The organism is Rhodobacter sp. P2_H5 (assembly GCF_056403335.1).
In genome coordinates, this window is the sequence record NZ_JBFUFS010000001.1 from 355,487 (window position 1) to 369,890 (window position 14,404).

A 14,404-nucleotide genomic window follows, 5' to 3' on the forward strand; every position below is an offset into this window, starting at 1 on the left:
CAGGCGCGACCTGTCCGGTAGGATGGGCGATTCCGCCCATCCGGAGAGTTTGGGCTCAGTTCTTCATCCCGTCCCAGAAGCCCTTGACCTTGGCGAAGAAAGACGAGCCTTCGGGGTTGTTGTCCTCGGCTTCAAGCTTCTCGAACTCGCGCAGAAGTTCTTTCTGCCGGGTCGACAGGTTGACCGGGGTTTCCACCGCCAGTTCGATCAGCATGTCGCCATGACCGCCGCCGCGCAGCGCCGGCATGCCCTTGGCGCGCAGGCGCAGCTGCTTGCCGGTCTGGGTGCCTGCCGGCACTTTGACACGGCTCTTGCCGCCGTCGATCGTGGGCACTTCGACCTCGCCACCCAAGGCCGCCGTGATCAGCGACACCGGGACTCGGCAGTACAGGTTGACCCCGTCACGCTGGAAGATCGGATGCTCCCGCGTTTCGATGAAGATATAAAGGTCGCCCGTCGGTCCGCCGCGCATCCCCGCCTCGCCCTCGCCGGCAAGCCGGATCCGGGTGCCGGTTTCGACGCCAGCCGGGATGTTGACCGAGAGCGAGCGTTCCTTTTCGACCCGACCAGCCCCCCCGCAGACCTTGCAGGGGTTCTTGATGGTCTGGCCCGCGCCGCCGCAGGTCGGGCAGGTGCGTTCGACGGTGAAGAAACCTTGCTGCGCCCGCACCTTGCCCATGCCCGAACAGGTCGGGCAGGTCACAGGTTCGGCCCCGCCTTCGGCACCGGTGCCGTGGCAGGTGTCGCAGGCCACGGCCGTCGGCACCGAAATCGTCTTCTGGACGCCCTTGAAGCTTTCCTCAAGGCTGACGCGCAGGTTGTAGCGCAGGTCAGACCCGCGCTGCGCCCGCCGGCGCCCGCCTTGGGCCCCGCCACCGCCGCGACCCATGAAATCGCCGAAAAGATCCTCGAAAACATCCGAGAAGGCCGAGGCGAAATCGCCATTGCCTGCGCCGCCACCACCGCCACGCCCGCCTTCAAAGGCCGCATGACCATAGCGATCGTAGGCCGCCTTCTTGTCGGCGTCCTTCAGGACGTCATAAGCCTCGTTGATCTCTTTGAACTGAGCCTCGGCTTCGGGATTGTCGGAGTTGCGATCGGGGTGAAGCTCTTTGGCCTTGGTCCGATAGGCTTTCTTGAGTTCGTCCGCAGAGGCGCCTTTGGCGGCCCCGAGGACTTCGTAGTAGTCGCGCTTTGCCATTGCTGAACCTCTGTTCGAGAACGCGTTTGGGCGACCCCTTTACGGGGGCCGCCCATCGACCGTTCCGCGCTGGTTACTTGCGCTTGTTGTTGCCAAGATCCTCGAAGTCGGCGTCGACGATGTCATCGTCCACGTCGCGCGGGGCATCTTCGTCCTTGCCTTCCGAAGCCGAGGCCTGGGCTTTGTAGATCGCCTCGCCCAGCTTCATCGCGGCGTCGGTCAGGTTCTGGATGCCGCCCTTGATCTTGCCGGCGTCTTCGGTCTTGAGGGTATCCTCAAGCGCGGACATCGCCAGTTCGATCACTTCGACGGTCGAGGGGTCAACCTTGTCACCATGTTCGGCCAAGGACTTCTTGGTCGAGTGCATCAGGCTTTCGCCCTGGTTCTTGGCTTCCACCAGCTCTTTGCGGGCCTTGTCGGCGTCGGCATTGGCCTCGGCGTCCTTGACCATGCGCTCAATGTCGGCATCGGACAGACCGCCCGAAGCCTGGATCGTGATCGCCTGCTCTTTGCCGGTGCCCTTGTCCTTGGCCTTCACGGTGACGATGCCGTTGGCGTCGATGTCAAAAGTGACTTCGATCTGCGGCATGCCACGCGGGGCCGGCGGGATGTTTTCCAGGTTGAACTGACCCAGCAGCTTGTTGTCGGCAGCCATCTCGCGTTCACCCTGGAAGCAGCGCAGGGTCACGGCGTTCTGGTTGTCTTCGGCGGTCGAGAAGATCTGGCTCTTCTTGGTCGGGATCGTGGTGTTGCGGTCGATCAGGCGGGTGAACACGCCGCCGAGGGTTTCAATCCCCAGGGACAGTGGGGTCACGTCGAGCAGCACCACGTCCTTGACGTCGCCTTGCAGAACGCCGGCCTGAATGGCGGCACCAGCGGCCACGACTTCATCGGGGTTGACGCCCTTGTGGGGCTCTTTGCCGAAGAACTTGGTCACTTCTTCAATGACGCGGGGCATCCGGGTCATACCACCGACCAGAACCACTTCGTCGATGTCCGAGATCGAGACTCCGGCATCCTTCAGAGCGGCCTGGCACGGCTTGATCGAACGCTTGATCAGGTCGTCCACCAGGCTTTCCAGCTTGGCACGGGTCAGCTTCACCACGAGGTGGAGCGGCTGGCCGGTGGTGCGGTCCATCGAGATGAAGGGCTGGTTGATTTCGGTCTGCGACGAGGATGACAGCTCGATCTTGGCCTTTTCGGCGGCTTCCTTCAGGCGCTGCAGGGCCATCTTGTCGAGGGTCAGGTCAACGCCATGCTCTTTCTTGAACTCGTCAGCCAGGTAGTTGACGATGCGCATGTCGAAGTCTTCGCCACCGAGGAAGGTGTCGCCGTTGGTCGATTTCACTTCGAAGAGACCGTCGTCGATCTCCAGGATGGTGATGTCGAAAGTACCGCCGCCAAGGTCATAAACCGCGATGGTCTTGGTCTCTTTCTTGTCGAGGCCGTAGGCCAGCGCAGCCGCGGTCGGCTCGTTGATGATGCGCAGCACTTCCAGACCGGCGATCTTGCCCGCGTCCTTGGTGGCCTGACGTTGTGCGTCGTTGAAATAGGCCGGAACGGTGATGACGGCTTGCGTCACGGTCTCGCCCAGATAGGCCTCGGCGGTTTCCTTCATCTTTTGCAGGATGATGGCCGAGATCTGCGCCGGCGAGAACTTCTCGCCACGGGCTTCGACCCAGGCGTCGCCGTTCGGGCCGGGAACCACCTTGTAAGGCAGGTTCTTCAGGTCTTTCGCCAGCATCGAGTCATCGGCGCGGCGGCCGATCAGACGCTTGACGGCGTGAATGGTGTTGGAGGCGTTGGTCACGGCCTGGCGCTTGGCGGCCTGGCCGACAAGACGCTCATTCTCGGTGAACGCAACGATGGAAGGCGTGGTGCGCGCGCCTTCGGAGTTTTCAATGATACGCGGTTGGCTGCCATCCATGATGGCGACGCAGGAGTTCGTCGTTCCCAGGTCAATGCCGATAATTTTGGCCATGTCTGTTCCCTTTACTTAGGCGATGTTTTGGGGCGGACCCTATCAGGCGACCTGCCCCGATCCCAACGAGAACCATCTGCAAGCTGCCCTGGTGGACAACCCCATCTGGCTTCGTGGGGTATATAAGGGGGGGTCTCGGGTGCTGCAAGCGCCCTGCAGAGGGGAAATATCACCGAAGTTGATGAAACCGCGATATTTCCCCGAACAGCGCGAAAACCAGCCGTCAGCGTCCCGCGCTCCAGCTGATCGAGGCGTATTTGCGGGTGATGCTGTCGCCCATCAGGCCGATGATGATCAGCACGGCCGAGACGATCAGCGGATAGCTGATCGAGGAATAATGCGGGTGATAGTTCAGGAAAACAAAGCCGCGTGTCTGGTCGATGACGTGGAACAGGGGGTTCCACCAGAACCAGGCCAGCTTCGATGTGGGCATCGCATTGGCCAGGAACATCTTGCCCGAGGCGATCATGTTGGCCCGGCTGTAGACCATGTTCAGAACGGAAAAGAAGTTGGGCGACCAGGGTGTCGCTGCCTTGAACACCATGCCGACCCCGATGCCGGATACCCAGGCGATCAACAGCATGCAGAGCGCCATGATCGGCTGTTCGATCGTGATGCGGTTGAAGCAGGTGTTGTAGAAGAACAGGATCACCACGATCGACAGGATCTGCTGGTAAAGCGAGGCCAGCGACTGGCCCGCGATGGCTACGACCGTGTTCATCGGTGCGTGCTTCATCATGTTGGAGGTCGGCCCGTCCGAGTTCGACACCGCCTTCAGCGTCTTCACATGGGTGATGTACATGAAGATGCCGGTCATCGAGTACAGCATAAAGTCGCCGCGCACCGCCGAGCCGCGCATCTTCAGCACCGTCAGCATGAACCAGAAGAACAGCACCAGGACGACGGACTGCACCATGGTCAGGATCAGGCCCATGATCGCATTGCCGTGCGATTTGCGGATGTCGCGCACCGCGACGTGAAAGATCAGCTCGGCCGTGGCTAAAAAACTGCCAACATGGCTCTTGGGAAGTGCGGGCTGAAACATCGAATCGCCTCTTGCGGGACCGGATCCCGTTTTGCGCCGGGAAATCTTGCTGTTCCCTTTATCTTTGAGGATAAAGGCAAAGTCAGGGTCATTCAATCAAGGCTTGGCACGGGTTTGGGCCGCGATCCAGCCGTTTCACCCGTCCTCACAGGAGTTTGCATGGATTTCGACCGCCTCATCCCGATCTTCCGACGCCTCGCCCTCGAGGCCGGTGACCGAATCATGCAGGTCTACAATGGCCCGGATTTTGCGGTGAAATCCAAAAGTGACACCAGCCCGGTGACCGAGGCCGACGAGGCGGCGGACGAGATCATCTCGGCAGGTCTGCGTGCGGCCTATCCGGACGTGACCCTGATCACCGAGGAACAGGCGGCAAGCCACGCGCTGGAGGCCTCGACCTTCTTCATTGTCGACCCGCTGGATGGCACCAAGGAGTTCGTCCAGCGGCGCGGCGATTTCACCGTGAACATCGCCTATGTTGAAAACGGCGTGCCTGTGCGCGGTGTCGTCTATGCGCCGGCGCAGGACCGGCTGTTCTATACTCTGCCGGATGGCAGCACGGTTGAAGAGACCGGTGTGTTCGACAAGGAAACCGTCGGGGCCACCAAGGCCATCGGCGTCTCCAAACCCGACAATGGCGCCCTGATGGTCGTGGCCTCCAAAAGCCACCGCGATGCCGCGACGGATGACTATATCGGCAAGTATGCGGTCAAGGACATGAAGTCGGCGGGCTCCAGCCTCAAGTTCTGTCTGGTGGCGACGGGTGAGGCGGATCTTTATCCGCGCCTTGGCCGCACGATGGAATGGGACACTGCCGCCGGCGATGCCGTTCTGCGCGGCGCGGGCGGGCAGGTGGTGCGCTTTGACGACCACACGACCCTGACCTATGGCAAGAAGGGGTGGGACAACCCCTTCTTCATCGCCTATGCGCCCGGGGTCACCCTGAAGAAATGAGCGTCCTGATCGCGATCCCCGCCCGCTATGCCTCGACCCGTTATCCGGGCAAGCCTTTGGTCACCCTGCGCGGGCCGGATGGCGAAAAGACCTTGATCCGCCGCAGTTGGGAGGCCGCCATGGCGGTCTCTGGCATCGACCGGGTCGTGGTGGCCACCGACGACGATCGCATCCGCAGCCATGCCGAAAGCTTTGGGGCGGAGGTCGTGATGACCTCCTCCGAGGCGCAGAACGGCACCGAGCGCTGCGCCGAAGTGGTGCAGCATCTGCCCGGCTATGACGTCGTGGTAAACCTGCAGGGCGATGCGCCGCTGACCCCCGCCTGGTTCGTCGAGGATCTGGTGGCGGGCCTTCTGGCTGATTCGCAGGCCGACATCGCCACCCCGGTCCTGCGCTGCGACGGGCGGGCCGTGGAAGGCTTTCTGGCCGACCGCCGCGCCGGTCGGGTCGGCGGCACCACGGCGGTTTTCGGCGCGGGTGGCCGGGCGCTCTACTTTTCCAAGGAAGTAATCCCCTATACGGGAAAGACCTATGAACCCGACGAGATGACCCCGGTTTTCCACCATGTCGGCGTCTATGCCTATCGACCGGCCGCCCTTGCCCAATATCCGACCTGGCCCACAGGCCCCCTGGAAAAGCTGGAAGGCCTTGAACAGCTGCGATTTCTTGAACAGGGCCGCAAGGTCCTTTGCGTCGAAGTCGCCGCGCGGGGCCGCCAATTCTGGGAGTTGAACAACCCGTCCGACGTTCGCCTTCTGGAGGAAATGATGCAGGCGATGCAGTAGGCCCCGGGTTTGGCAGGAAACCGCCCAGAAAACTGCACCCGGACTTGCCTTTTACGCTGCTGAAAGGGAAGTACTAGGCAAGCGCTTAAAAATTTGTGCAAATGCAGCGAGTTTCGGACCGTGGGGGCGCGCGTTCCGGCAAATGTTCTGTTAGAACTTCACATAATGAGCGTCACGCTCAGATGAATTCCGAGTGGATGAAATGGCTGAAATCATCAAACGCAAGATCAAGAAAGTCACCAAGGCCGTCTTCCCGGTCGCTGGTATGGGGACGCGTTTCCTTCCTGCAACCAAGTCGGTCCCGAAAGAGATCCTGACCCTGGTCGACCGCCCGCTGATCCAATACGCGATCGACGAGGCGCGCGCCGCCGGCATCAAGGAATTCATCTTCGTGACCGCGCGCGGCAAATCCGCGCTGGAAGATTACTTCGACCACTCGCCCGAGCTGGAAGCCACGCTGCGCCGTGCCGGCAAGGATGACCTGCTGGAAATCCTGCGCGAGACCAACATGGATTCGGGCGCCATCGCCTACGTCCGGCAGAACCGCGCGCTGGGTCTTGGCCACGCGGTCTGGTGCGCCCGCCGCATGATCGGCAACGAGCCTTTCGCGGTTCTGCTCCCCGATGACGTGATCGCCGCCGAAAAACCCTGCCTGCAACAGATGGTCGAGGCTTACGAACAGACTGGCGGCAACATGGTCGCGGCCATGGAAGTGCCGGTCGAAAAGGCCTCCTCCTATGGGGTGCTGGACGTGGCCGAGGACATGGGCTCGATCGTGCAGGTCAAGGGCATGGTCGAAAAGCCCAAGGCTGCCGATGCGCCGTCGAACCTCGCGGTGATCGGGCGCTACATCCTGACGCCGAAAGTCATGACCAACCTCAACAAGATGAAGCAGGGCGCCGGTGGCGAGATCCAGCTGACCGACGCGATTGCCGAAGAGGCCGCAATCCCCGGCCAGGTCTTCGGCTTCCGCTTCCGTGGCCAGCGCTATGACTGCGGCAGCAAGGCGGGCTTCCTGCAGGCGACCGTGGCCTTCGGCCTGTCGCGCCCCGATCTGCGTGAGGAATTCTCGGCCTATATCAACGATATGGTCGCCATGCAAAAAGCGGCTCAATAAGCTTTGTCCGCTGGCCCCTGGGAACGCTTGCGTGAGTTTGCGCGGCGGGTCTGGGGGCCGGTGGATCTGCCTCATGCCGTAAGCCTGGGCGAGTTGGCGGCGACCTCCCCCTCCGTGACATCCTATTGGCGCGCCTATCGCCTGCGTTTGCGGCGGCGCGGCTTTCTGCTGCGCGCCTTGCGCAAGCGGCGCGAGATTTCCCCGCTCGCCGACCGCACCCGCCAGATCGCCCCGGGCGCCATCCTCGCCTTCGTCACCGTGCGCAACGAGGCGCTGCGGCTGCCCCATTTCCTGCAATACTATCGCAAGCTGGGCGTCGATCACTTCTTCTTCGTTGACAATGCCAGCACCGATGGCACGGCCGCGTTGCTGGCGGACCAACCCGATGTCTCGCTTTGGCACAGTGCGGCGGGCTACAAGGCCTCGCGGTTCGGGCTGGATTGGCTGACCTGGCTGATGCAGCGCCATGCTCCGGGCCATTGGTGCCTGACGCTCGATGCCGACGAGCTGCTCGTCTACCCCTATGTCGAGACGCGACCCCTGCGCGCCCTGACCGCCCGGCTTGATTCGGAGGGGCGGCGCTCTTTCGGGGCGATGATGCTGGATCTTTACCCGCAAGGCCCGCTGGCGGCGCAGACCTACACCCCCGGGCAGGACCCGCTGGAGGTGCTGCCCTGGTTCGACAGTGGCAATTATGTCGTCCAGGTTCAGCCCCGAATGCGCAATCTCTGGATCCAGGGCGGCGTGCGCGCCCGGGTTTTCTTCGGCAACGAGCCGCGCCGGGCGCCGACCCTCAACAAGGTGCCGCTGGTGAAATGGCGCCGCGGTTATGCCTATGTGAACTCCACCCACGCGATCCTGCCGCCCCGCCTGAACGCGGTTTTTGACGAGACGGGCGGTGAAATGCTGTCCGGAATCCTGCTGCACACCAAATTCCTGCCGACGATCATCGAAAAATCGGCCGAGGAACGCGCGCGGCGCCAGCATTTCGCCAACTCCGATCTCTACGACTCCTACTATGCCGAGGTCATCAACAGCCCGGACTTGTGGTGCCCGCAGTCGCAAAGCTATAGCGGTTGGCGCAACCTTGAGGCGCTTGGCCTGATGTCGCGTGGAGGCTGGCTGTAGCGCAGGCCGGAAATTTTTTCCTAACTCCCTTGGATTGTTGTGAATTTCGCTACAAAGTCCGGAAATTGGAACCAGCCGGGCTCCAACCCGGTGCGGGCCGATCGGGACTTTGGCTGCGTGGTGAAAAGTGGCAGGGCGTCAAGGCTTCCTCAAGCTTTTGATCTTACACGGTGAAGGATAGGTTGTCGTTGCAGACGACGGGGGCAGAGCGTGAGTTTGTATGAAGCGATAAAGCTCAGGACGCGACGGCGGCGCGCGCATTTGCGCGCCTTCCTCAAGCGCCGTGAGTTGCAGGTTGTGGCCAATCGCACGCGGGCGATGGCGGGCAACGCGATCCTTCTGCTCTGCACCCTGCGCGATGAACGGATCCGCCTGCCCTATTTCCTGCGCTATTACCGCGATCTTGGGATCGAGCATTTTCTGTTCGTCGACAATGACAGCACCGATGGCAGCCGAGAATATCTGGCCGAACAGCCCGACGTTTCGCTCTGGACGACCAAGGGCGGCTACAAGGCCTCGCGCTTCGGGGTCGATTGGCTGACCCATCTGCAACGGCGCTATTGTCACGGCCATTGGTGCCTGACGGTCGATGTCGATGAATTCCTGGTCTATCCCTTCTGCGAGACGCGACCCCTGCGGGCCCTGACCGATTGGCTGGATGCCTCGGCGGTGCGGTCGTTCTCGGCTATGATGCTGGACATGTATCCCAAGGGTCCGATCCACGAACGCCCCTACCGCGAGGGGCAGAACCCGATGGAGATTGCCCAGTGGTTCGACAGCGGCAATTACACGATCCACCGCAATGGCGGCCTGGGCAATCTGTGGATTCAGGGCGGCCCGCGCACCCGGGTCTTCTTCCCCGACAAGCCCGAGATGGCGCCGGCCTTGAACAAGGTGCCTCTGGTGAATTGGCACCGTTCCTATGCCTACGTCAGCTCGACCCATATGCTGCTGCCGCGCGGGCTTAATCTGGTCTATGACGAATGGGGCGGGGAAAAAGCCTCGGGCTGCCTTCTTCACGCCAAGTTTCTCGATACATTTGCGACCAAGGCGGCGGAGGAGATGTCGCGCGGACAGCACTATGGGGCCAGCGTGGAGTATAAGGCCTATCAGGAAAAACTGGCCAAGCATCCGGACATGTGGTGCAAGTTCAGCGAGAAATATATCAACTGGCGTCAGCTCGAAATTCTCGGTCTGATGTCCAAGGGCAATTGGGCCTGAGGGAGGCTGCGTGAGCGTCGGCTTCGTCATGCTATGTCACACGGCGCTGGAACGTGCCTCCGAAGTGGCGCGCCACTGGGCCGAACGGGATTGCCCGGTCGTGATCCATGTCGACAAGCGGGTGGCTTTTGCCGCCTATGACGGTCTGGTCAAATCGCTGGCCGATCTGGGGAATGTCCGCTTTTCCGGCCGCTATGCCTGTGAATGGGGCACCTGGGGCATCGTGGCGGCGACCCAGGAAGCCGCGACCATCATGCTCAAGACCTTCCCTGAGGTGCGGCATGTCTTCCTCGCCTCGGGCTCCTGCCTGCCGCTGCGCCCGGTGGAAGAGTTGATGGCCTATCTCGAAAGCCGCCCGCGCACCGATTTCATCGAAAGCGTGACGACCGAGGATGTCGGCTGGACGGTCGGCGGCCTCAACCTCGAACGGTTCACCCTGCGGTTCCCCTTCAGCTGGCGCAAACGGCGGCGTGCCTTTGACTGGTATGTGAAATTTCAGCGCCGGATCCGCTTTCGTCGCAAGGTGCCGTCCGCGCTTGTGCCGCATCTGGGCAGCCAATGGTGGTGTCTGACGCGGCAGACCCTGTCGGCCATCCTCGAAAGCCCGGACCGGGCCGAGATTGACCGCTATTTCCGCCGGGTCTGGATTCCCGACGAAAGCTATTTCCAGACCATGGTGCGGCAGTTCTCGAGCAATGTCGAAAGCCGCTCGCTGACGCTCTCGAAGTTCGATTATCAGGGCAAGCCGCATATCTTCTACGACGATCACCTGCAGCTTCTGCGCCGGTCGGATTGTTTTGTGGCGCGCAAGATCTGGCCGCAGGCCAACAAGCTTTACGACACCTTCCTGCGCGGCAGTGCGGCGGGTCAGGCCTCGGCTGAACCCAACCCCGGCAAGATCGACCGGCTCTTCGCCAAGGCGGTCGAGCGGCGTACCAAAGGCCGCGCCGGTCTGTACATGCAAAGCCGTTTTCCCAATGAAAACTGGGAAAACGGGCGTACCGCAGCGCCCTATTCGGTGTTCGAAGGCTTCTCCGAGGTTTTCGAGAATTTCGAGGCCTGGCTTGGCAAGGTCGCCGGCACCCGCGCCCATGGCCATCTCTTTGCCCCCGACAGGGTGGAATTTGCCGGTGGCGAGGCGGTCTTCAGCGGTGCCATGTCGAACAGCGCCGCGCTGCGCGACTATGCGCCGAAGAATTTCCTGTCGAACCTGATCTGGAACACAAGGGGCGAGCGTCAGTGCTTCCAGTTCGGCCCAAACGACCTGCAGGCCACCAGCTGGTTCATGGCCTGCGATCCCAATGCGCAGATCTCGGTCATCTCGGGCGCCTGGGCCATTCCGCTCTTCCACTCCAACCAGAACTTCTCGGAGATCCGGCGCGAGGCCGCCCGCCTGCAAAAGATTGAATCCGATCACCTTTCCATCCTGCGGTCGCATTTCGCCAAGGCGCGGATCCGGATCTGGACCCTGGCCGAATTTGTCGAAAACCCGATGGAGCCCCTGCAGACCATCGTGGACGAGATCAGCCCCCGCAGCCAGCGCCGCCTGACCGAGGCGCCAAGGCTTGCGGACCTCAAGGGCTTTGGGCAATTCTTGCAGAACCTGCGCAATCAGGGCATGCAGCCGGTGTTGATGGGCGATTTTCCGACCGGCGAGGACCCGAACCCCGCCGCCAACCGCCGGGGTCGTCCCTATCTGGTGAAGTAAAGGATCGTTCTTTTGGCCAAACCGCGTTTTCAGTCCTTCGTCGTCTTTGCGGAAATGCGGACGGGATCGAACTTCCTTGAGGCCAATCTGAACGCCATTCCCGGGGTGATGTGCTATGGCGAGGCGTTCAATCCGGCCTTCGTCGGCAATGCCAACAAGTCCGAACTGCTGGGCGTCTCGATCCACCAGCGCGACCTGAACCCCGAGACGCTGTTGAAAGCCATGCGCCGCCAGACCGAAGGGCTGGCAGGCTTTCGCTATTTCCATGACCACGACCCGCGCGTTTTTGGCCTGGTGGTCGATGACCCCTCGGTCGCCAAGGTGATCCTGACTCGCAACCCCTTGGAAAGCTACATCAGCTGGAAGATTGCCAAGGAATCCAACCAGTGGCGCACCACCTCGGCCGCCAATATCAAAACTGCGCGTCCCCGGTTCGAAATCGAAGAGTTCCGCGCCCGCACCGATGAATTGCAGGCGTTTCAGGGCGAGCTTCTGAACCGGCTGCAGGTCTCGGGCCAGACGGCGTTCTACATCGATTATGAGGATGTGCTGGATCTGAAGGTTCTGAACGGTCTTGCCGCCTTTCTGGGGGTTGAGGGCCGGTTGGAATCGCTGGACCTGTCCTTCAAGAAGCAGAATCCGGAGCCTGTCCGCGACAAGGTCTCGAACCCGGCAGAAATGACGGCGGGGCTGGCGAAGATCGACTTTTTCAACATCGCCCAGACCCCGAATTTCGAGCCACGCCGTCAGGGCGCGATCAACACCTATGTCGCGGGGGAGACGCTGCCCCTGCTGTTCCAGCCGGTCAAATCCGGGCCGGAGCAGGTCTTGCGCAAGTGGATGCAGGGCTATGGGCCGATCCTGACCAGCTTCGACCGTCAAAGCCTGAAGTCTTGGCGCAATGACCGGCCCGGCCACCGCAGTTTCACTGTGCTGCGCCATCCTTTGGCCCGGGCCTATAGCGCCTTCTGCGACTATCTCGACAAGGAGTGGATGGGCGAACTCCGCGGTCACCTGAAGCGGGTCCACAAGTTCGAGCTGCCGCCGAAGGGCAAGGGCTTCGCCGATCTGGCCGCACACCGGGCGGGCTTCCTCAAGTTCCTGGAGGTGGCCAAGCACCTTCATGCCGGCCGGACCGAACTGCGCACCCCGCCGCATCTGGCAACCCAGATCGCCACGATCACCGGCTTCGCCCAGCTGCAGGCCCCGGACCATGTGCTGCGCGAGGATAATCTGGCCGAGGGTCTGGCCTTTTTGTGTGCTGAGATCGGCGTTGAGATGCAGCCCTTGCCCGAGCTTGCCGACAGGCATGTATTTCCCCTGTCGGAGGTCCATACGCCCGAGGTCGAGGCCGCCGCGCGTGAGGCCTATGGCCGCGATTACACCGCCTTCGGCTATGGCGACTGGCGCGCGCGGTAAGCCATGAAGTGGGCGGTGCCGCGCTGAACCACTTGAAGCGATTGGTTTTCCACCGCAATCTCCAGCGTCAGAACCCCCTTGTCGGGAGAGGCCGCCCGCTTGTCCCTGACGGTAATCCGGGCGCGGATGCGGTCTGCAGCATAGACCGGGGCGCGGAAGGACCAATCCCAGCCGAGGGCTGCAAAGGTATCAAGCTGCACCGCGCTCTGGCTTTTCAGTCCCTCGATCAGCGACAGGATCAGGAGCCCATGCGCGACCCGGGCGCGAAAGCCGTGGCGCGCCGCTCCGGCCGCTGAAAGGTGGATTTCGAACCTGTCGCCGGTCAGGGCGGCAAAGGTGTCGATCGCCTCGGGCGTGACTTCGGCCCAGTCGGTCAGATAGTGGTCGCCCGGCTCAACCCTGTCATAGCTGTGGCGTCCGGCGGAAAGGGCGCGCATTCAGACCTCGGCGGAAGGGAAGGCGAATGTCGGCGAGGCGATGAACAGGACGACTTGTCTGCCGCAGCCCCGGGGAGTACGGGCCGGATGCCCGTCCTCGAAGTTTTGGCCAAGATGCAGGCGCGCGATTTGGTTCAGGATCCGGCCCTCCGTCCAATCAGATGGATCTGCACGAAAGCGCGCCCATAAGGGAAGCGCAAGGGGAATTGGGGCGGTGTTTTCGGGCCCTGCACATCAACTTTCTTGCGCCAGAGCCGAGGCTTGGCTACCCTGACACCATGGAAACCCCCCTCCCTCCCTACGTGCTTGACGATCAGATCGGCTTCCTGTTGCGGCGTGTGACCCAGCGGCACCTGTCGATTTTCAGTGCCGCCATCCCCGAACTGACCACGACGCAATTTGCGGCCCTGGCCAAGCTGGCGGAGCTTGGCGCGCAAAGTCAGAATGTTCTGGGTCGGGCGACCTCGATGGACGCGGCGACGATCAAGGGGGTGGTGGATCGGCTGACCCGCGACGGTCTGGTCGAAACCGCAGCCGACCCGGACGACCGGCGCCGCCTGACCGTCAGCCTGACCCCGGCCGGAGCAGAGCTTTACCGCCGCCGGGTCCAGTCGGCGCTGGATGTGTCGGCCGAGACGCTGGCGCCCCTGTCGACCGCAGAGCAGATGGTGCTGTCGGATCTGTTGCGCCGCCTGACCTGAGGCTCAAGGCGTGTGGCGGGCGCGGAATTCCTGCAACTCGGCCTCGGTCGGGGTCTGGCCGGCAAAGACCAGAACGTAATCGGGAATCCGCGCGAGCCGCAGGTCCAGGGTTTCGACGGTACGCATGGCGATATAGCCAATCTGCGTGAGATAGACGGTTTGCGCCCGGATCCGCGCTTCGGCCTCGGCAAACCCGTAGCGCAGGAACAGGCGGGTCAGGGCCTGCATCCGCGTCTCGTCCGCTTCGGCCAGGGTCCGGGTCAAGGCGGGATCGGTCAGCGCCCAAGTGCGGATCGCAAACTCCAGCCGGCTGTCGAACAATGCGGGCGTGATCCAGAGATCGCAGACATTCAGCATCGCGGCGGTGATCGTGGCGGCGGGCGCTTCGGTCCGCGCGATGAGTTGGGCGGTGTTGGTGCCCTGCCACCGGGCGATCAGGCCCGCCAGCAGCGCCTCGCGGTCGGGAAAATGCCAGTAGAACGAGGTGCGCGACAGGCCAAGCCGCGCGGCAAGCGGCATGACCTTCACCGCCTCCACCCCGGCTTCGACCAGCACCTCATAGGCCGCGTCCAGCCAGACCTCGGCCGATCCGCGCCATCCCCGTTCGTTTTGCACCTGTTCCATCGCGGCAGATTAGGCGGGGCGGGTTTCCATGACAACCACCCGTCAGAGAAAACTTGACACATATGTCGATTTTGGCAATCTTG

Annotated in this window: 13 protein-coding genes; 8 read left to right on the forward strand and 5 right to left on the reverse strand. The window is 62.4% G+C overall.

Translation table 11 applies throughout. The features are described 5' to 3' along the window. Positions 1-55: 55 nt before the first annotated feature. The 3 genes from dnaJ to AC1DVR_RS01645 form a co-directional block, all read right to left on the reverse strand. Complete coding sequence (gene dnaJ / locus AC1DVR_RS01635; RefSeq protein WP_477998776.1) at positions 56-1,201, reverse strand: molecular chaperone DnaJ; 1,146 nt, start codon at positions 1,199-1,201, stop codon at positions 56-58. 73 nt (positions 1,202-1,274) lie between these two features. Continuing rightward, on the reverse strand, positions 1,275-3,182 hold the full coding sequence (gene dnaK, locus AC1DVR_RS01640) for a molecular chaperone DnaK (protein ID WP_477998777.1): 1,908 nt from the start codon (positions 3,180-3,182) through the stop codon (positions 1,275-1,277). A 223-nt stretch (positions 3,183-3,405) separates the two neighbouring features. After that, positions 3,406-4,227 carry an ABC transporter permease gene (locus AC1DVR_RS01645; RefSeq protein WP_477998778.1) on the reverse strand — a complete coding sequence of 274 codons (822 nt, stop codon included), beginning with the start codon at positions 4,225-4,227 and terminating at the stop codon, positions 3,406-3,408. Between the two features lie 159 nt (positions 4,228-4,386). On the opposite strand from AC1DVR_RS01645, the gene cysQ reads away from it, so the two are divergent. From cysQ to AC1DVR_RS01680, 7 genes are all read left to right on the forward strand, one after another. Further along, positions 4,387-5,181: a 3'(2'),5'-bisphosphate nucleotidase CysQ gene (cysQ, locus tag AC1DVR_RS01650; protein WP_477998779.1), complete on the forward strand. Its 795-nt coding sequence runs from the start codon at positions 4,387-4,389 to the stop codon at positions 5,179-5,181. Beyond that, the gene (locus tag AC1DVR_RS01655) at positions 5,178-5,966 is read left to right on the forward strand and encodes a 3-deoxy-manno-octulosonate cytidylyltransferase (protein WP_477998780.1); all 789 of its coding nucleotides are present in this window, start codon (positions 5,178-5,180) and stop codon (positions 5,964-5,966) included. The genes cysQ and AC1DVR_RS01655 overlap by 4 nt, the downstream gene beginning before the upstream one ends. A gap of 202 nt (positions 5,967-6,168) precedes the next feature. After that, positions 6,169-7,083, forward strand: coding sequence for a UTP--glucose-1-phosphate uridylyltransferase GalU (gene galU, locus AC1DVR_RS01660; RefSeq protein WP_477998781.1), 915 nt, complete (start codon positions 6,169-6,171; stop codon positions 7,081-7,083). Positions 7,084-7,197: 114 nt separating this feature from the next. Continuing rightward, entirely contained in the window at positions 7,198-8,211 is a 1,014-nt protein-coding gene (locus tag AC1DVR_RS01665) for a glycosyltransferase family 2 protein (RefSeq protein WP_477998876.1), read from the forward strand. 210 nt (positions 8,212-8,421) lie between these two features. Next, entirely contained in the window at positions 8,422-9,432 is a 1,011-nt protein-coding gene (locus tag AC1DVR_RS01670; protein WP_477998782.1) for a glycosyltransferase family 2 protein, read from the forward strand. A 10-nt stretch (positions 9,433-9,442) separates the two neighbouring features. Further along, a complete protein-coding gene (locus tag AC1DVR_RS01675; RefSeq protein WP_477998783.1) occupies positions 9,443-11,140 on the forward strand; it encodes a DUF5927 domain-containing protein in 1,698 nt (565 codons plus the stop codon). A 12-nt stretch (positions 11,141-11,152) separates the two neighbouring features. Next, the gene (locus AC1DVR_RS01680) at positions 11,153-12,559 is read left to right on the forward strand and encodes a nodulation protein NodH (RefSeq protein ID WP_477998784.1); all 1,407 of its coding nucleotides are present in this window, start codon (positions 11,153-11,155) and stop codon (positions 12,557-12,559) included. On the opposite strand, the gene AC1DVR_RS01685 is transcribed toward AC1DVR_RS01680, so the two are convergent. Then, positions 12,535-12,996: a MaoC family dehydratase gene (locus AC1DVR_RS01685; protein WP_477998785.1), complete on the reverse strand. Its 462-nt coding sequence runs from the start codon at positions 12,994-12,996 to the stop codon at positions 12,535-12,537. The genes AC1DVR_RS01680 and AC1DVR_RS01685 overlap by 25 nt on opposite strands. A 278-nt stretch (positions 12,997-13,274) precedes the next feature. Between AC1DVR_RS01685 and AC1DVR_RS01690 the strand changes: the two genes are divergently transcribed. After that, positions 13,275-13,697 carry a MarR family winged helix-turn-helix transcriptional regulator gene (locus AC1DVR_RS01690; RefSeq protein ID WP_477998786.1) on the forward strand — a complete coding sequence of 141 codons (423 nt, stop codon included), beginning with the start codon at positions 13,275-13,277 and terminating at the stop codon, positions 13,695-13,697. A 3-nt stretch (positions 13,698-13,700) separates the two neighbouring features. Here AC1DVR_RS01690 and AC1DVR_RS01695 read toward each other — a convergent pair whose 3' ends face one another. Further along, entirely contained in the window at positions 13,701-14,321 is a 621-nt protein-coding gene (locus AC1DVR_RS01695; protein ID WP_477998787.1) for a TetR/AcrR family transcriptional regulator, read from the reverse strand. Positions 14,322-14,404: the final 83 nt, after the last annotated feature.